The 17,317-nt window shown below is 54.4% G+C and carries 16 protein-coding genes; 14 read left to right on the top strand and 2 right to left on the bottom strand.

What is annotated here, in order from left to right:
* Positions 1-7: 7 nt before the first annotated feature.
* Both pcp and nei read left to right on the top strand, forming a co-directional pair.
* The gene (pcp, locus tag MXM41_RS10315; RefSeq protein ID WP_325931747.1) at positions 8-652 is read left to right on the top strand and encodes a pyroglutamyl-peptidase I; all 645 of its coding nucleotides are present in this window, start codon (positions 8-10) and stop codon (positions 650-652) included.
* A 12-nt stretch (positions 653-664) separates the two neighbouring features.
* A complete protein-coding gene (gene nei, locus MXM41_RS10310; RefSeq protein ID WP_325931745.1) occupies positions 665-1,456 on the top strand; it encodes an endonuclease VIII in 792 nt (263 codons plus the stop codon).
* Between the two features lie 116 nt (positions 1,457-1,572).
* Here the strand turns inward: nei and MXM41_RS10305 are convergent, their stop codons facing one another.
* Both MXM41_RS10305 and MXM41_RS22830 read right to left on the bottom strand, forming a co-directional pair.
* Positions 1,573-2,859, bottom strand: a complete 1,287-nt coding sequence (locus MXM41_RS10305) for a citrate synthase (RefSeq protein ID WP_103178716.1) — start codon at positions 2,857-2,859, stop codon at positions 1,573-1,575.
* Positions 2,860-3,064: 205 nt separating this feature from the next.
* Positions 3,065-3,172 (bottom strand): hypothetical protein, encoded by a 108-nt coding sequence (locus MXM41_RS22830; RefSeq protein WP_418936630.1) that lies wholly within the window; start codon positions 3,170-3,172, stop codon positions 3,065-3,067.
* 327 nt (positions 3,173-3,499) lie between these two features.
* On the opposite strand from MXM41_RS22830, the gene sdhC reads away from it, so the two are divergent.
* The 12 genes from sdhC (at position 3,500) to ybgE (ending at position 17,214) form a co-directional block, all read left to right on the top strand.
* A complete protein-coding gene (gene sdhC / locus MXM41_RS10300; RefSeq protein WP_325931920.1) occupies positions 3,500-3,904 on the top strand; it encodes a succinate dehydrogenase cytochrome b556 subunit in 405 nt (134 codons plus the stop codon).
* Positions 3,898-4,245: a succinate dehydrogenase membrane anchor subunit gene (gene sdhD / locus MXM41_RS10295; RefSeq protein ID WP_325931739.1), complete on the top strand. Its 348-nt coding sequence runs from the start codon at positions 3,898-3,900 to the stop codon at positions 4,243-4,245. Before sdhC ends, sdhD begins: the two co-directional genes overlap by 7 nt.
* Positions 4,245-6,011, top strand: coding sequence for a succinate dehydrogenase flavoprotein subunit (gene sdhA, locus MXM41_RS10290; protein WP_325931738.1), 1,767 nt, complete (start codon positions 4,245-4,247; stop codon positions 6,009-6,011). The genes sdhD and sdhA overlap by 1 nt, the downstream gene beginning before the upstream one ends.
* 15 nt (positions 6,012-6,026) lie before the next feature.
* Complete coding sequence (gene sdhB / locus MXM41_RS10285) at positions 6,027-6,743, top strand: succinate dehydrogenase iron-sulfur subunit SdhB (protein ID WP_039029333.1); 717 nt, start codon at positions 6,027-6,029, stop codon at positions 6,741-6,743.
* 352 nt (positions 6,744-7,095) lie between these two features.
* The gene (gene sucA, locus MXM41_RS10280; protein ID WP_325931735.1) at positions 7,096-9,903 is read left to right on the top strand and encodes a 2-oxoglutarate dehydrogenase E1 component; all 2,808 of its coding nucleotides are present in this window, start codon (positions 7,096-7,098) and stop codon (positions 9,901-9,903) included.
* A gap of 14 nt (positions 9,904-9,917) precedes the next feature.
* Positions 9,918-11,144 carry a 2-oxoglutarate dehydrogenase complex dihydrolipoyllysine-residue succinyltransferase gene (gene odhB, locus MXM41_RS10275; RefSeq protein ID WP_325931733.1) on the top strand — a complete coding sequence of 409 codons (1,227 nt, stop codon included), beginning with the start codon at positions 9,918-9,920 and terminating at the stop codon, positions 11,142-11,144.
* 87 nt (positions 11,145-11,231) lie between these two features.
* Positions 11,232-12,398 (top strand): ADP-forming succinate--CoA ligase subunit beta, encoded by a 1,167-nt coding sequence (sucC, locus tag MXM41_RS10270; RefSeq protein WP_032617084.1) that lies wholly within the window; start codon positions 11,232-11,234, stop codon positions 12,396-12,398.
* The gene (sucD, locus tag MXM41_RS10265; RefSeq protein ID WP_032617085.1) at positions 12,398-13,267 is read left to right on the top strand and encodes a succinate--CoA ligase subunit alpha; all 870 of its coding nucleotides are present in this window, start codon (positions 12,398-12,400) and stop codon (positions 13,265-13,267) included. The genes sucC and sucD overlap by 1 nt, the downstream gene beginning before the upstream one ends.
* An 811-nt stretch (positions 13,268-14,078) precedes the next feature.
* Positions 14,079-15,647: a cytochrome ubiquinol oxidase subunit I gene (cydA, locus tag MXM41_RS10260; protein WP_325931731.1), complete on the top strand. Its 1,569-nt coding sequence runs from the start codon at positions 14,079-14,081 to the stop codon at positions 15,645-15,647.
* A gap of 15 nt (positions 15,648-15,662) precedes the next feature.
* The gene (gene cydB, locus MXM41_RS10255) at positions 15,663-16,802 is read left to right on the top strand and encodes a cytochrome d ubiquinol oxidase subunit II (protein ID WP_325931729.1); all 1,140 of its coding nucleotides are present in this window, start codon (positions 15,663-15,665) and stop codon (positions 16,800-16,802) included.
* A gap of 14 nt (positions 16,803-16,816) precedes the next feature.
* The gene (cydX, locus tag MXM41_RS10250) at positions 16,817-16,930 is read left to right on the top strand and encodes a cytochrome bd-I oxidase subunit CydX (protein ID WP_003858598.1); all 114 of its coding nucleotides are present in this window, start codon (positions 16,817-16,819) and stop codon (positions 16,928-16,930) included.
* Positions 16,930-17,214, top strand: coding sequence for a cyd operon protein YbgE (ybgE, locus tag MXM41_RS10245; RefSeq protein WP_325931726.1), 285 nt, complete (start codon positions 16,930-16,932; stop codon positions 17,212-17,214). Before cydX ends, ybgE begins: the two co-directional genes overlap by 1 nt.
* Positions 17,215-17,317 lie beyond the last annotated feature (103 nt).

The following is a 17,317-nucleotide window of genomic DNA, read 5'->3' as shown; positions in this document are numbered from 1 at the left end:
AGAAATGATGCGAACCGTATTAATCACCGGCTTTGAGCCCTTTGGTGGCGAAACCCTCAATCCGTCATGGGAGGTGGTAAAGCAGCTAGATGGCGCGATTATTGATGACTGTCGCGTGGTGGCGCGGCAGTTACCCTGCGTGTTTGGCGAGTCGTTAGCGGTGCTGAACGCCGCCATCGACGCGCTGCAGCCCTCCGTCGTGCTGGCGGTAGGGCAGGCCGGGGGGCGGGTGGATGTGACCGTTGAGCGGGTGGCAATCAACGTTGATGATGCCCGGATCCCGGATAACCAGGGGCAGCAGCCGGTGGACGTCGCTATTGTCGATGGCGGCCCGGCGGCCTGGTTCAGCACCCTGCCGATTAAAGCGATGGTAGCGGCGCTGCGTGAATCAGGTATTCCTGCTTCTGTTTCGCAGACGGCTGGCACATTCGTCTGCAACCATGTGATGTATGGCGTGCTGCACAAACTGGCCGACAGCCCCGAGGTTAAAGGCGGCTTTATCCATATCCCTTATCTGCCCGAGCAGGCGGCCGCGCACCCTGGCGCTCCGAGCATGGCGACGCATACCGTGAAGCAGGCCCTGGAGATTGCTATCAGGGTAGCGCTGCATCAGGAGGCGGATATCAAAGTGGTGGGCGGCGCGACACATTAACAAGGAGCGACTATGCCAGAAGGACCGGAGATCCGCCGCGCGGCGGATAGCCTGGAGGCGGCGATAAAAGGCAAACCACTTACCGATGTGTGGTTTGCTTTTCCGCAGTTAAAACCCTTTGAATCCCGGCTTATCGGCGAAAGGGTCACGCATCTGGAGACACGCGGCAAAGCGCTGCTCACCCACTTTTCTAACCAGCTGACGCTCTACAGCCATAACCAGCTGTATGGCGTCTGGCGGGTGGTAGATACCGGCACAGCGCCCCAGACCACCCGGGTGCTGCGCGTCAAACTCGAGACGGCGGAGAAAACCATTCTGCTCTACAGCGCCTCGGATATTGAGATGCTGATGCCGGAGCAACTCACTACCCATCCTTTCCTGCAGCGGGTGGGGCCGGATGTGCTGGATTTACGCCTGACGGCAGAAGATGTAAAAGCGCGGCTGTTGTCGGCGAAATTTCGCAACCGGCAGTTCTCAGGTTTGCTGCTGGATCAGTCGTTTCTTGCCGGCCTGGGCAACTATCTGCGGGTCGAAATTCTCTGGGAGGTGGGGCTGGCGCCGCAACGCAAGGCGTCACAGCTGACTGACGCGCAGCTTGATGCCCTCGCCGGAGCCCTGCTGGCGATCCCGCGCCTGTCATACAACACGCGTGGCGTGGTGGATGATAAAAAGCATCACGGGGCGCTGTTTCGCTTTAAGGTGTTTCATCGGGCAGGGAAAAAGTGTGAGCGGTGCGGCGGGGTGATTGAGAAAACGACGCTTTCTTCACGACCATTCTATTGGTGTCCTGGATGCCAGATATAAAAAAGCCGGGTGGCGGACGTAAAAGCAAAACGGTAACCCAAGGGTTACCGTTTTTTATGTTTGCACCCTCTCTTTGTGGGACAGGGGCGGGGTGAGGGCATCAGGCGGCCCTGCTGTTAGCGTTTGGTAACGTCAGACTCGAAGTTACGCTGCTCGTAGCCGGTGTACAGCTGGCGAGGACGCGCAATTTTCATCCCTTCGGTGTGCATTTCGTTCCAGTGTGCGATCCAGCCCACGGTACGCGCCATCGCGAAGATAACGGTAAACATGGAAGACGGAATGCCCATCGCTTTCAGGATGATACCGGAGTAGAAATCGACGTTCGGGTAGAGTTTCTTCTCGATGAAGTACGGGTCGTTCAGCGCGATGTGTTCCAGCTCCATCGCCACCTGCAGCAGGTCATCTTTAGTGCCCAGCTCTTTCAGTACTTCGTGGCAGGTTTCACGCATCACGGTTGCGCGCGGATCGTAGTTTTTGTAAACACGGTGACCGAAGCCCATCAGACGGAAGGAGTCATTCTTGTCTTTCGCACGGCGTACGAACTCAGGAATGTGCTCAACGGAGCTGATCTCTTCCAGCATCTTCAGTGCCGCTTCGTTCGCGCCGCCGTGTGCCGGTCCCCACAGGGAGGCAATACCTGCTGCGATACAGGCGAACGGGTTAGCGCCGGAGGAGCCTGCGGTGCGCACGGTAGAGGTGGAGGCGTTCTGCTCATGGTCAGCATGCAGGATCAGAATACGATCCATTGCGCGTTCCAGAACCGGGTTCACTTCGTACTCTTCGCACGGCGTAGCAAACATCATGCGCAGGAAGTTACCGGCGTAAGAGAGGTCGTTACGTGGATAAACAAACGGCTGTCCGATGGAGTATTTGTAACACATCGCTGCCATGGTTGGCATTTTGGACAGCAGACGGAAGGCGGCGATATCGCGATGACGCTGGTTATTGACGTCCAGGGAGTCATGGTAGAACGCGGCCAGCGCGCCGGTGATCCCGCACATGACCGCCATTGGATGTGAATCGCGGCGGAATGCATGGAACAGACGGGTAATCTGCTCGTGGATCATGGTATGACGGGTAACGGTGGTTTTGAACTCATCGTACTGTTCCTGCGTCGGCTTTTCGCCATTCAGCAGGATATAGCACACTTCCAGGTAGTTGGAATCGGTAGCTAGCTGGTCGATGGGGAAACCGCGGTGCAGCAGGATACCTTCGTCACCGTCGATATAGGTGATTTTGGACTCGCAAGATGCGGTGGAGGTAAAACCAGGGTCAAAGGTAAACATACCTTTAGAACCAAGACTACGGATATCAATAACATCCTGACCGAGCGTGCCTTTTAGCACATCCAGTTCGATAGCAGCGTCACCATTTAGGGTGATTTTTGCCTTAGTATCAGCCATTTACGGTCTCCTTAGCGCCTTATTGCTTAAGACTGCCCATAACCGGATTTGCATTCAGCTAATTTATCATTGTTACCAGTTTGTTATTTGGCTCGCCGCTCAGCTCACGAGGAGAAACCAGGGTACAGAGCAATGGCGCTAGCAGGTAAACAAATGAGAAATCAGAGAAATAACAGCAAATCAGTGTTTGTGCAGTCCGAATTATTCAAACCTGTATATCACTAATAACTGTCCTGATAACTTCGGTCAATACCATCACACTGTTACATAACTTATTCTCAGGTGAAAGAGAGACCTCATAACTTTTGCGCATTATATGCCTTTTCTGGTGATGTTTGTAACAATAATGTTTAACATTTGTCAAATCAGATGATTAAAAATTAAAAAGATGTTGTTATCGTGACCCTGATCACTGTTCCGTATAAAACCCGACAAACTGTATGTAGGTTAATTGTAATGATTTTGTGAACGGCCTATACTGCGGCCAGGTCTCCGGAAAACCCTGCAATCCCGAGCCAACCAGCGTTGTAACGTGTCATTTGAGCATCTGGAAGCAATGTTTTGCATGACGCACAGTTATATAAAAGGCACGCTGTCTGACCCGCATCGCAGTCCGGAGGAAGGAAACAATAAGAACAGCATGTGGGCGTTATTCATGATAAGAAATGTGAAAAAACAAAGACCTGTCAATCTGGATCTGAAAACGATCCGATTCCCTGTAACGGCAATAGCGTCCATCCTTCATCGTGTATCCGGTGTGATCACGTTTGTCGCGGTGGGTATCCTGTTATGGTTGCTGGGTACCAGTCTCTCGTCTCCGGAAGGATTTCAGCAGGCCTCCGACATCATGAACGGTTTCTTCGTGAAATTTATCATGTGGGGCATTCTGACCGCGCTGGCTTATCACGTCGTTGGTGGTATTCGTCATATGCTGATGGACGTCGGCTATCTGGAAGAGACCTTCGAAACCGGTAAACGCACCGCTAACATCTCCTTTGTTATCACTGTCGTGCTTTCACTTCTCGCAGGAGTTCTCGTATGGTAAGCAACGCCTCAGCATTGGGACGCAACGGCGTACATGACTTCATTCTGGTCCGTGCTACCGCTATCGTTCTCACCCTCTACATCATCTACATGATCGGTTTCTTTGCCACCAGCGGCGATCTGACCTGGGAAATCTGGACCGGTTTCTTCGGTTCTGCTTTCACCAAAGTGTTTACCCTGCTGGCGCTGTTCTCCATCCTGATCCACGCGTGGATTGGCATGTGGCAGGTACTGACCGACTACGTTAAACACATGGCGATTCGTCTCACGTTGCAGCTGGCTATCGTCGTTGCACTGGTGGTTTACGTTATTTATGGATTTGTTGTGGTGTGGGGTGTGTGATGAAACTTCCAGTCAGAGAATTTGATGCTGTAGTGATTGGAGCCGGCGGCGCAGGTATGCGCGCGGCGCTGCAAATTTCCCAGAGCGGCCAGACCTGTGCGCTGCTCTCTAAAGTGTTCCCGACCCGTTCCCATACCGTATCTGCGCAGGGTGGCATCACCGTTGCGCTCGGTAATACCCATGATGATAACTGGGAATGGCATATGTACGACACGGTGAAAGGCTCCGACTATATCGGTGACCAGGACGCCATTGAATATATGTGTAAAACCGGCCCGGAAGCGATTCTGGAGCTGGATCATATGGGTCTGCCATTCTCCCGCCTGGAGAACGGCACCATCTATCAACGTCCGTTTGGCGGCCAGTCGAAAGATTTCGGCGGCGAGCAGGCGGCACGTACAGCGGCGGCAGCTGACCGTACTGGTCACGCCCTGCTGCACACGCTGTATCAGCAGAACCTGAAGAACAAAACCACTATCTTCTCCGAGTGGTATGCGCTGGATCTGGTGAAAAACGAAGACGGCGCAATTGTCGGTTGTACCGCTCTTTGTATCGAAACCGGTGAAGTGGTCTACTTCAAAGCGCGTGCAACCGTGCTGGCGACCGGCGGCGCAGGCCGTATTTATCAGTCCACCACTAACGCCCATATCAACACCGGTGACGGCGTGGGGATGGCTATCCGCGCGGGCGTGCCGGTACAGGATATGGAGATGTGGCAGTTCCACCCAACCGGTATTGCCGGTGCGGGCGTACTGGTAACAGAAGGCTGCCGCGGTGAAGGTGGCTACCTGCTGAACAAACACGGCGAGCGCTTCATGGAGCGTTATGCGCCGAACGCAAAAGACCTGGCGGGTCGTGACGTGGTGGCGCGTTCCATCATGATCGAAATCCGTGAAGGTCGCGGCTGTGACGGTCCGTGGGGCCCGCACGCCAAACTGAAACTTGATCATCTGGGTAAAGAAGTTCTGGAATCCCGTCTGCCGGGTATCCTGGAGCTCTCCCGCACCTTCGCCCACGTCGACCCGGTTAAAGAGCCGATTCCGGTTATCCCAACCTGTCACTACATGATGGGCGGTATTCCGACCAAAGTGACCGGTCAGGCGCTGACCGTGAACGAGCAGGGCGAAGACGTGGTGATCCCGGGGCTGTTCGCGGTAGGCGAAATCGCCTGCGTATCCGTACACGGCGCCAACCGTCTGGGCGGCAACTCACTGCTCGACCTGGTGGTGTTTGGTCGTGCGGTCGGTCTGCATCTGCAGGAGTCCATTGCCGAGCAGGGGCCACTGCGTGACGCTACCGAAGCGAACATTGACGCCTCTCTGGAACGTCTCAACCGCTGGAACGGTAACCGTAACGGCGAAGATCCGGTGGAAATCCGTAAAGCGCTGCAGGAGTGCATGCAGCACAACTTCTCGGTATTCCGCGAAGGCGATGCGATGGCGAAAGGGCTTGAGCAGCTGAAAGCGATCCGCGAGCGTCTGAAAAATGCCCGTCTGGACGATACCTCCAGCGAGTTCAACACCCAGCGTGTCGAGTGTCTGGAGCTGGATAACCTGATGGAAACCGCTTACGCAACGGCGGTCTCTGCAAACTTCCGTACCGAAAGCCGTGGCGCCCATAGCCGCTTCGACTTCCCGGATCGTGACGACGAAAACTGGCTGTGTCACTCCCTGTATCTGCCAGAGTCGGAATCCATGACACGTCGTAGCGTCAATATGGAACCGAAACTGCGTCCGGCGTTCCCGCCGAAGATTCGTACTTACTAATGCGGAGACAGGACAATGAAACTCGAATTCTCAGTTTATCGTTATAACCCGGATGTAGATGATGCTCCGCATATGCAGGATTACACCCTGGAAGCGGAAGAAGGCCGTGACATGATGCTGCTGGACGCCTTAATGCAGCTGAAAGAAAAGGATCCGACACTGTCATTCCGTCGTTCCTGCCGTGAAGGGGTGTGTGGCTCCGACGGTCTGAATATGAATGGCAAAAACGGTCTGGCCTGTATCACGCCAATCTCTGCGCTTAACCGTCCGGGACAGAAAATTGTCATCCGCCCTCTGCCAGGTCTGCCGGTTGTGCGTGATTTGGTGGTGGACATGGGGCAATTCTATGCACAATATGAGAAGATTAAGCCTTACTTGTTGAATAATGGGCAAAATCCACCCGCTCGCGAGCATTTACAGTCGCCAGAGCAGCGTGAAAAACTCGATGGCCTGTATGAGTGTATCCTCTGTGCATGTTGTTCGACCTCTTGCCCGTCGTTCTGGTGGAACCCGGACAAGTTTATCGGCCCGGCTGGCCTGCTGGCAGCGTACCGCTTCCTGATTGACAGCCGTGATACCGAAACCGACAACCGCCTGGAAGGGTTGAGTGATGCTTTCAGCGTATTCCGCTGCCACAGCATCATGAACTGCGTCAGTGTATGTCCGAAGGGGCTGAACCCGACGCGCGCTATCGGCCACATTAAGTCGATGTTGTTGCAGCGCAGTGCGTAAGTAACACGAGGGGAACGCTGTTCCCCTCACCCTGACCCTCTCCCCATAGGGGAGAGGGGACAGATTGCAGAAACCTTTAAAAACTGCCAGTTAAGTAAATAATCGAGACGTTCAGCGCGAGACAAGGCGCGGTTGAACGAATCCCTGGAGCATAGTGAACTATGTGACTGGGATGAGTGAAAGCCGCAACGCAGTCGCAGCCGGAACGACGAAGATTATTTAGACAGTTTCTAAAGGTTCCTTCGCGAGCCGCTATACAGAGAAGAGCTCGCAGGTGAACCCCGGCACGTACACGTGGTGTGCGTGGTAGTTTCTACGGCGAAATAAGCATAAAAATGCTTAAGGGATCACGATGCAGAACGGCGCAATGAAAGCCTGGCTGGACTCTTCATTCCTCTCTGGTGCAAACCAAAGCTGGATTGAACAGCTCTATGAAGACTTCTTAACCGACCCTGACTCAGTGGACGCGAACTGGCGTTCCATGTTCCAGGAGTTACCTGGAACGGGTGTCAAACCGGATCAATTTCATTCCAAAACACGTGATTATTTCCGTCGTCTGGCGAAGGATGCCTCACGTTACTCTTCCGCTATCTCCGACCCTGACACCAATGCGAAGCAGGTTAAAGTCCTGCAGCTGATTAACGCCTACCGCTTCCGCGGTCACCAGCACGCAAATCTGGATCCGCTGGGACTGTGGCAGCAGGAGCGCGTGGCTGATTTAGATCCGGCCTATCACGACCTGACCGACGCGGATTTCCAGGAAACGTTTAACGTTGGCTCTTTCGCTATCGGCAAAGACACGATGAAGCTGGGCGATCTGCTGGAAGCGCTGAAGCAGACCTATTGCGGCTCCATCGGTGCAGAGTACATGCACATCACCTCCACCGAAGAGAAACGCTGGATCCAGCAGCGTATCGAATCCGTTGCAGGTAAATCCACCTTTAATGCCGACGAGAAAAAGCGTTTCCTGAACGAACTTACTGCGGCAGAAGGGCTGGAACGTTATCTCGGCGCTAAATTCCCGGGCGCAAAACGCTTCTCGCTGGAAGGCGGCGATGCGCTGGTGCCAATGCTGAAAGAGCTGATCCGCCACGCGGGTAACAGCGGTACCCGTGAAGTGGTACTGGGCATGGCGCACCGTGGTCGTCTGAACGTGCTGATCAACGTGCTGGGCAAAAAGCCGCAGGATCTGTTCGACGAATTCGCGGGCAAACATAAAGAACATCTTGGTACCGGTGACGTGAAGTACCACATGGGCTTCTCATCGGATATCGAAACCCAGGGTGGCCTGGTTCACATGGCGCTGGCGTTTAACCCGTCACACCTTGAGATCGTAAGTCCGGTCGTTATCGGTTCCGTGCGTGCGCGTCTGGATCGTCTGGATGAGCCGAGCAGCAACAAAGTGCTGCCAATCACCATCCATGGCGATGCGGCAGTGACCGGCCAGGGCGTGGTTCAGGAGACCCTGAACATGTCTAAAGCGCGGGGTTACGAAGTGGGCGGTACCGTTCGCATCGTGATCAACAACCAGGTGGGCTTCACCACCTCTAACCCGCTGGACGCGCGTTCCACTCCATACTGCACCGACATTGGTAAGATGGTTCAGGCGCCAATTTTCCACGTTAACGCCGACGATCCGGAAGCGGTCGCGTTCGTTACCCGCCTGGCGCTGGATTTCCGTAACACCTTTAAGCGTGATGTGTTCATCGACCTGTTCTGCTATCGCCGTCATGGCCATAACGAAGCGGACGAGCCGAGTGCAACCCAGCCGCTGATGTACCAGAAAATTAAAAAGCATCCGACCCCGCGCAAAATCTATGCTGACAAGCTGGAAGCGGAGAAGGTTGTCACCCTGGAAGATGCCACCGAGATGGTTAACCTGTACCGCGACGCGCTGGATGCCGGCGAATGTGTGGTGAAAGAGTTACGTCCGATGAACATGCACTCCTTTACCTGGTCGCCGTACCTCAACCACGAGTGGGATGAGAGCTACCCGAACAAGGTCGAGATGAAGCGTCTGCAGGAGCTGGCAAAACGTATCAGCACCGTACCAGAAGCGATCGAGATGCAGTCGCGCGTGCAGAAGATCTACGCTGACCGTCAGGCGATGGCGGCAGGCGATAAGCTGTTCGACTGGGGCGGCGCAGAGAACCTGGCGTACGCAACGCTGGTGGATGAAGGCATTCCGGTACGTCTGTCCGGTGAAGATGCGGGCCGCGGCACCTTCTTCCACCGTCATGCGGTTGTCCATAATCAGACCAACGGTTCAACCTATACCCCGCTGCAGCACGTGCATAACGGCCAGGGCCAGTTCAAGGTCTGGGACTCCGTGCTGTCTGAAGAAGCAGTGCTTGCGTTTGAATACGGTTATGCCACTGCAGAACCACGTACCCTGACCATCTGGGAAGCGCAGTTCGGCGACTTCGCCAACGGCGCTCAGGTCGTTATCGACCAGTTCATCTCCTCAGGTGAGCAGAAATGGGGCCGTATGTGTGGCCTGGCGATGCTGCTGCCACACGGCTATGAAGGTCAGGGCCCGGAGCACTCCTCAGCACGTCTGGAGCGTTATCTGCAGCTCTGCGCTGAGCAGAACATGCAGGTCTGCGTACCGTCTACCCCGGCTCAGGTTTATCACATGCTGCGTCGTCAGGCGCTGCGCGGGATGCGCCGTCCGCTGGTGGTGATGTCACCGAAATCGCTGCTGCGTCATCCTCTGGCGGTGTCCACGCTGGATGAGCTGGCGAACGGCACCTTCCTGCCGGCAATTGGCGAGATCGACGATCTGGATCCGCAGGCGGTGAAACGCGTAGTGATGTGTTCTGGTAAAGTTTATTACGACCTGCTGGAGCAGCGCCGTAAGAACGATCAGAAAGATGTCGCCATCGTGCGTATCGAGCAGCTTTATCCGTTCCCGCATCAGGCGATGCAGGAAGTACTAAAACAATATGCTCACGTACATGATTTTGTCTGGTGCCAGGAAGAGCCGCTCAACCAGGGCGCATGGTACTGCAGCCAGCATCATTTCCGTGAAGTGATTCCATTTGGGTCTGCCCTGCGTTACGCAGGTCGCCCGGCCTCCGCCTCTCCGGCGGTAGGGTATATGTCCGTTCACCAGAAGCAGCAACAAGATCTGGTCAATGACGCGCTGAACGTCGATTAATTAAAGGATACATAATGAGTAGCGTAGATATTCTTGTTCCCGACCTGCCTGAGTCTGTAGCAGATGCGACCGTCGCCACCTGGCACAAAAAACCGGGCGATAGCGTTAAGCGCGACGAAGTGCTGGTAGAAATCGAAACTGACAAAGTGGTACTGGAAGTACCGGCTTCGGCGGATGGTGTTCTTGATGCCGTACTGGAAGATGAAGGGACAACCGTAACGTCTCGCCAGATCCTGGGTCGCCTGCGTGAAGGCAACAGCGCGGGCAAAGAGTCCAGCGCGAAATCTGAAGAGAAAGCCTCTACGCCGGCCCAGCGCCAGCAGGCTTCTCTGGAAGAGCAGTCTAATGATGCGCTCAGCCCGGCGATCCGTCGCCTGCTGGCTGAACACAGCCTCGATCCGGCGGCCATTAAAGGCACCGGCGTCGGCGGCCGCCTGACTCGCGAAGATATCGACAAACATCTGGCAAAAGCGCCGTCTGAAGCGAAAGCAGAAGCAAAAGCGCCTGAAGCCGCGCCAGCAGCACAGCCTGCTCTGGGCGCGCGCAGCGAAAAACGCGTGCCGATGACCCGCCTGCGCAAGCGTGTGGCCGAGCGTCTGCTGGATGCGAAAAACTCCACCGCGATGCTGACCACCTTCAACGAAGTGAACATGAAGCCAATCATGGACCTGCGTAAGCAGTACGGTGACGCGTTTGAAAAACGTCACGGTATCCGTCTGGGCTTTATGTCCTTCTATGTGAAAGCGGTTGTTGAAGCCCTGAAACGCTACCCGGAAGTGAACGCCTCAATCGATGGCGATGATGTCGTGTATCACAACTACTTCGACGTAAGCATGGCCGTTTCTACGCCGCGCGGCCTGGTAACCCCGGTTCTGCGTGATGTGGACACCCTGGGCATGGCTGACATCGAGAAGAAGATCAAAGAGCTGGCAGTGAAAGGCCGTGACGGCAAGCTGACCGTGGACGACCTGACCGGCGGTAACTTCACCATTACCAACGGCGGCGTATTCGGTTCGCTGATGTCTACTCCGATCATCAACCCACCGCAGAGCGCGATCCTTGGCATGCACGCTATCAAAGATCGTCCTATGGCGGTTGACGGTAAAGTCGAGATCCTGCCGATGATGTATCTGGCGCTCTCCTACGACCACCGTCTGATTGATGGCCGCGAGTCTGTGGGCTTCCTGGTCGCGATTAAAGAGCTGCTGGAAGATCCAACGCGTCTGCTGCTGGACGTCTAGTTTTTCGCGGTACTGCCCGGCGGCGCTATGCCTGCCGGGCCTACAAAAGCATGACCTAACGATTACCCTGAAGGATGGATAGAACACATGAACTTACATGAATATCAGGCAAAACAGCTGTTTGCCCGGTATGGCTTACCGGCTCCGGTGGGTTATGCCTGCAATACCCCTCGTGAAGCAGAAGAAGCCGCCTCTAAAATCGGTGCGGGTCCATGGGTAGTGAAATGTCAGGTTCACGCTGGCGGCCGCGGTAAAGCGGGCGGCGTGAAGGTCGTTAACAGTAAAGAAGAGATCCGCGCCTTTGCTGAACACTGGCTCGGCAAACGTCTGGTGACCTACCAGACAGACGCAGGCGGCCAGCCGGTTAACCAGATCCTGGTTGAAGCGGCAACCGATATTGCCAAAGAACTGTATCTCGGCGCAGTCGTAGACCGTAGCTCCCGTCGCGTGGTGTTCATGGCCTCTACCGAAGGCGGCGTGGAAATCGAAAAAGTGGCGGAAGAGACCCCGCACCTGATCCACAAAGTGGCAATCGATCCGCTGGCGGGCCCAATGCCTTACCAGGGTCGTGAGCTGGCATTCAAACTGGGTCTGGAAGGTAAACTGGTGCAGCAATTCACCAAGATCTTCATGGGCCTGGCGACCATCTTCCTGGAACGTGACCTGGCGCTGATCGAAATCAACCCGCTGGTCATCACCAAACAGGGCGATCTGATCTGCCTCGACGGTAAACTGGGCGCTGACGGCAACGCACTGTTCCGCCAGGCTGACCTGCGTGAAATGCGCGACCAGTCTCAGGAAGATCCACGTGAAGCTCAGGCAGCACAGTGGGAACTGAACTACGTTGCACTCGATGGCAACATCGGCTGCATGGTTAACGGTGCGGGCCTGGCAATGGGCACCATGGACATCGTTAAGCTGCACGGCGGCGAGCCGGCTAACTTCCTTGATGTGGGCGGCGGCGCAACCAAAGAGCGCGTGACCGAAGCCTTCAAAATCATCCTCTCCGATGACAATGTGAAAGCCGTTCTGGTTAACATCTTCGGCGGTATCGTACGTTGCGACCTGATCGCTGACGGTATCATTGGCGCGGTAGAAGAAGTGGGCGTGAACGTCCCGGTTGTTGTCCGTCTGGAAGGCAACAACGCTGAACTCGGCGCGAAAAAACTGGCTGACAGCGGCCTGAATATTATTGCAGCGAAAAGTCTGACGGATGCAGCTCAGCAGGTTGTTGCCGCAGTGGAGGGGAAATAATGTCCGTTTTAATTAATAAAGATACCAAGGTTATCTGCCAGGGCTTTACCGGTAGCCAGGGTTCATTCCACTCTGAGCAGGCGATTGCTTACGGTACGCAGATGGTTGGCGGCGTAACGCCAGGCAAAGGCGGCACCACCCACCTGGGTCTGCCGGTGTTCAACACCGTGCGTGAAGCAGTAGAAGCGACTGGCGCAACTGCCACCGTGATCTACGTTCCTGCGCCGTTCTGCAAAGACTCCATTCTGGAGGCCATCGATGCAGGCATCAAACTGATCATCACCATCACCGAAGGTATCCCGACTCTGGATATGCTGACCGTGAAAGTGAAGCTGGACGAAGCGGGCGTGCGCATGATCGGGCCAAACTGCCCGGGCGTGATCACCCCAGGCGAATGCAAAATCGGCATCATGCCGGGTCACATTCACAAGCCGGGTAAAGTGGGTATCGTCTCCCGTTCCGGTACCCTGACCTATGAAGCGGTTAAGCAGACTACCGACTACGGTTTCGGCCAGTCCACCTGTGTGGGCATCGGCGGCGACCCAATTCCGGGCTCTAACTTCATCGACATCCTGAAGCTGTTCCAGGAAGACCCGCAGACTGAAGCGATCGTCATGATCGGTGAAATCGGCGGTAGCGCGGAAGAAGAAGCGGCTGCTTACATTAAAGATCACGTGACCAAGCCTGTTGTTGGTTACATCGCGGGTGTAACCGCGCCGAAAGGCAAGCGTATGGGCCACGCGGGCGCCATCATCGCTGGCGGTAAAGGCACTGCGGATGAGAAATTCGCTGCGCTGGAAGCGGCAGGGGTGAAAACCGTTCGCAGCCTGGCTGACATCGGTGAAGCACTGAAGTCAATCATTAAGTAAATCCTCTCTGCTCCCCGTGCGGGGAGCCTTAGCATAATAAATGTCCGTTTCGACATGGTTGGCCATCGTAAGATGGCCTTTTTTTTGGCTGAGCGTTGCCTGAGGCGATACAAAAGCGGGCAGGGCGGATGAAATATAATCGAACGCGCGGGGAAACGTCTTTGGATCGCCTGTCTGAAACAAACTGGTAACAAGGTGGTGTTAATTTATAGCTTATTAAAAGTAAAATATTTGTAATAATAATTCCTGATAAAAACAATATGGAAAATTACTGTGAAGCATCTAACATTAACTCTTCAGGATTATTAAAAAAGGATGCCACTTTCTGCGTTAATTTAAATCACCTTTATTTATATTTCCCCCTTTATTTGATAACTATCAATTGAAGCTTCAAACAAATTGTTAACATTATTTTCACTGCGTTTACCATGCGGAAACACGCTTAACAAGCCTGCGTAATATTGATTTATATCAATATTTAATACCTGGAAAAAGACGTCAAAAGGCGTTAAATTGTTTCCGATCAAACTGGTCGAAAAGTGGTAAATTCACTATATATTGATCGCTGTCGTAAATCGTAAAGCGCTTTCAATAAAAACCTGTTTATTGTAAGGGTTTTGCAGCGTAATATATTTGCGGGATCAATTTCAGTTTTTATTAACGCATCTGTAACCTTTCATCATGGCTTTTTCCTCCTGCGAAGATTAAGTAACGAAGAAAGGATGCTGATAACTTTTTTGGGGCATGTGTGTGGATCCTCATCTGACGGGGTTCACTCTCGGAGTCTTCATGCGATGAGCAAGGAGTCATAATGTTAGACGTAGTCGAACTGTCGCGCTTACAGTTTGCCTTAACCGCGATGTACCACTTCCTTTTTGTGCCACTGACGCTCGGTATGGCGTTCCTGCTGGCCATTATGGAAACGGTTTACGTCCTCTCCGGCAAACAGATTTATAAAGATATGACCAAGTTCTGGGGCAAGTTGTTTGGTATCAACTTTGCGCTGGGCGTGGCTACCGGTCTGACCATGGAGTTCCAGTTCGGGACTAACTGGTCTTACTATTCCCACTATGTAGGGGATATCTTCGGTGCGCCGCTGGCCATTGAAGGTCTGATGGCCTTCTTCCTCGAATCCACCTTTGTAGGTCTGTTCTTCTTTGGCTGGGATCGCCTGGGCAAGGTGCAGCACATGTGCGTGACCTGGCTGGTCGCACTGGGCTCCAACCTGTCCGCGCTGTGGATCCTGGTAGCCAATGGCTGGATGCAGAACCCGATCGCGTCTGATTTCAACTTCGAAACCATGCGTATGGAGATGGTCAGCTTCTCCGAGCTGGTGCTGAACCCGGTTGCGCAGGTGAAATTTGTTCACACTGTAGCGTCCGGCTATGTCTGCGGCGCGATGTTCGTGCTGGGCATCAGCGCCTACTACATGCTGCGTGGCCGTGACTTCGCCTTTGCTAAGCGCTCTTTCGCCATCGCGGCGAGCTTCGGTATGGCGGCTATTCTCTCCGTTATCGTGCTGGGTGATGAATCTGGTTACGAGATGGGCGACGTGCAGAAAACCAAACTGGCAGCAATTGAAGCAGAGTGGGAAACCCAGCCTGCACCGGCAGCCTTCACCCTGTTTGGTATTCCCGATCAGGATGCGCAGGAAAACCACTTTGCTATTCAGATCCCTTATGCGCTGGGCATCATTGCCACCCGCTCTGTGGATACGCCGGTTATCGGCCTGAAAGATCTGATGGTGCAGCATGAAGAGCGTATCCGTAACGGGATGAAAGCCTATTCCCTGCTGGAGCAGCTGCGTTCCGGTACCGGCGACCAGTCTGTTCGCGATCAATTCAATGACGTGAAAAAAGACCTCGGCTATGGCCTGCTGCTGAAGCGCTATACCCCGAACGTCTCTGACGCGACCGAAGAACAGATCCAGATGGCGACCAAAGACTCGATTCCGCGCGTGGCGCCGCTCTACTTCGCCTTCCGTATCATGGTGGGTTGTGGCGTGCTGATGCTGCTGATTATCGCTGCCTCCTTCTGGTCGGTTATTCGTAACCGTATCGGTGAGAAGAAATGGCTGCTGCGTACCGCGCTGTATGCTATCCCACTGCCGTGGATTGCTATCGAATCCGGCTGGTTTGTTGCCGAGTATGGCCGTCAGCCGTGGGCTATCGGTGAGGTGCTGCCAACCGCTGTGGCGAACTCCTCCCTGACCGCCGGGGATCTGATTTTCTCCATGCTGCTGATTTGTGGCCTGTATACCCTCTTCCTGGTGGCTGAACTGTTCCTGATGTTCAAGTTTGCGCGCCTTGGCCCAAGCAGCCTGAAGACCGGTCGTTACCACTACGAGCAGTCCACCGTGGCTTCTCAGCCGGCACGCTAAGACAGGAGTCGTCAAATGATCGATTATGAAGTATTGCGTTTTATCTGGTGGCTGCTGGTCGGGATCTTACTGATTGGTTTTGCGGTTACCGACGGTTTCGACATGGGGGTGGGCATGCTCACCCGCTTCCTCGGTCGTAATGATACCGAGCGTCGAATTATGATTAACTCTATCGCCCCACACTGGGACGGTAACCAGGTGTGGCTCATCACCGCAGGCGGCGCGCTTTTTGCCGCCTGGCCGATGGTTTACGCGGCTGCGTTCTCCGGTTTTTATGTGGCGATGATTCTGGTGCTGGCGTCCTTGTTCTTCCGTCCGGTCGGTTTTGATTATCGTTCCAAAATCGAAGATACCCGCTGGCGCAACCTGTGGGACTGGGGCATCTTCATCGGTAGCTTTGTGCCGCCGCTGGTGATCGGCGTGGCGTTCGGCAACCTGTTGCAGGGCGTGCCGTTCCATCTCGATGAATACATGCGCCTGTATTACACCGGCAACTTCTTCCAGCTTCTGAACCCGTTCGGTCTGCTGGCGGGCGTGGTCAGCGTGGCGATGATCATCACCCAGGGGGCAACCTATCTGCAGATGCGTACCGTGGGTGAACTGCACCTGCGCTCCCGTGCGGTCTCGCAGATTGCGGCCCTGGTGACGCTGGTCGGCTTTGCGCTGGCCGGTGTGTGGGTAATGTTTGGTATTGATGGCTACGTGGTGACCACGGCGATTGACCATAGCGCGCCGTCGAACCCGCTGACTAAAGAAGTGGCCCGTCAGGCCGGAGCCTGGCTGGTGAACTTCAATAACACACCGATTCTGTGGGCCATTCCGGCACTGGGTGTCGCGCTGCCGCTGCTGACCATGTTGACCTCCCGCATGGAAAAAGGGGCATGGGCGTTCGTCTTCTCATCGCTGACGCTGGCGTGCATCATCCTGACGGCCGGTATCGCGATGTTCCCGTTCGTGATGCCATCCAGCACGATGATGAATGCAAGTCTGACGATGTGGGATGCCACCTCCAGCCAGATGACGCTGAATCTGATGACGTTTGTGGCTGCCGTGTTCGTACCGATTATTCTGGCCTACACCTCCTGGTGTTACTGGAAAATGTTCGGTCGCATCACGAAAGAACATATCGAAAGCAATACCCACTCTATGTATTAAGGAAGGAGCTGAATATGTGGTATTTCGCATGGATTTTAGGAACGCTTCTTGCCTGTGCTTTTGGTGTGATTACCGCACTGGCGCTTGAGCATGTCGAAGCGACCAAAGCCGGTGAAGAAAAACACTGATGATCGCATATCTCTATGAGATCATGGACAAGCGCCCGTTAAGGGCGCTTTCCTTAGTGATGGCCTTACTGCTGGCGGGCTGCATCTTCTGGGACCCGTCTCGCTTTGCGGCGAAGACCAGCGAACTCGAAATCTGGCACGGTTTTCTTATCATGTGGGCAGTGTGCGCGGGGGTGATCCACGGCGTTGGTTTTCGGCTCCAGGCCGTACACTGGAAGGGCATTTTTTGCCCGTTGATTGCTGATGTAATCCTGCTGGTCGGCCTGATTTTCTTTTTCAGCTGAATAAGAACTATCCGTTAATATTATGGGCTTACCTGGGCCCATAAATATTTACTCTCCGTTTACTTTCTCCCATTCCAAACCACCTTTCCCGCGCGTATAGTAG

It is taken from the genome of Leclercia adecarboxylata (genome assembly GCF_035787115.1).
Classification (GTDB): Bacteria; Pseudomonadota; Gammaproteobacteria; order Enterobacterales; family Enterobacteriaceae; genus Enterobacter; species Enterobacter adecarboxylatus_E.
The sequence above is the reverse complement of the archived record's forward strand: the minus strand, read 5'-3'. Positions and strand labels throughout refer to the sequence as shown.

Bases quoted from the DNA above. Each gene is read 5' to 3' on its own strand.
- pcp (WP_325931747.1), top strand. From the start codon at position 8: ATGCGAACCGTATTAATCACCGGCTTTGAGCCCTTTGGTGGCGAAACC.
- nei (WP_325931745.1), top strand. From the start codon at position 665: ATGCCAGAAGGACCGGAGATCCGCCGCGCGGCGGATAGCCTGGAGGCG.
- MXM41_RS10305 (WP_103178716.1), bottom strand. From the start codon at position 2,859: ATGGCTGATACTAAGGCAAAAATCACCCTAAATGGTGACGCTGCTATC.
- MXM41_RS22830 (WP_418936630.1), bottom strand. From the start codon at position 3,172: ATGCGCAAAAGTTATGAGGTCTCTCTTTCACCTGAGAATAAGTTATGT.
- sdhC (WP_325931920.1), top strand. From the start codon at position 3,500: ATGTGGGCGTTATTCATGATAAGAAATGTGAAAAAACAAAGACCTGTC.
- sdhD (WP_325931739.1), top strand. From the start codon at position 3,898: ATGGTAAGCAACGCCTCAGCATTGGGACGCAACGGCGTACATGACTTC.
- sdhA (WP_325931738.1), top strand. From the start codon at position 4,245: ATGAAACTTCCAGTCAGAGAATTTGATGCTGTAGTGATTGGAGCCGGC.
- sdhB (WP_039029333.1), top strand. From the start codon at position 6,027: ATGAAACTCGAATTCTCAGTTTATCGTTATAACCCGGATGTAGATGAT.
- sucA (WP_325931735.1), top strand. From the start codon at position 7,096: ATGCAGAACGGCGCAATGAAAGCCTGGCTGGACTCTTCATTCCTCTCT.
- odhB (WP_325931733.1), top strand. From the start codon at position 9,918: ATGAGTAGCGTAGATATTCTTGTTCCCGACCTGCCTGAGTCTGTAGCA.
- sucC (WP_032617084.1), top strand. From the start codon at position 11,232: ATGAACTTACATGAATATCAGGCAAAACAGCTGTTTGCCCGGTATGGC.
- sucD (WP_032617085.1), top strand. From the start codon at position 12,398: ATGTCCGTTTTAATTAATAAAGATACCAAGGTTATCTGCCAGGGCTTT.
- cydA (WP_325931731.1), top strand. From the start codon at position 14,079: ATGTTAGACGTAGTCGAACTGTCGCGCTTACAGTTTGCCTTAACCGCG.
- cydB (WP_325931729.1), top strand. From the start codon at position 15,663: ATGATCGATTATGAAGTATTGCGTTTTATCTGGTGGCTGCTGGTCGGG.
- cydX (WP_003858598.1), top strand. From the start codon at position 16,817: ATGTGGTATTTCGCATGGATTTTAGGAACGCTTCTTGCCTGTGCTTTT.
- ybgE (WP_325931726.1), top strand. From the start codon at position 16,930: ATGATCGCATATCTCTATGAGATCATGGACAAGCGCCCGTTAAGGGCG.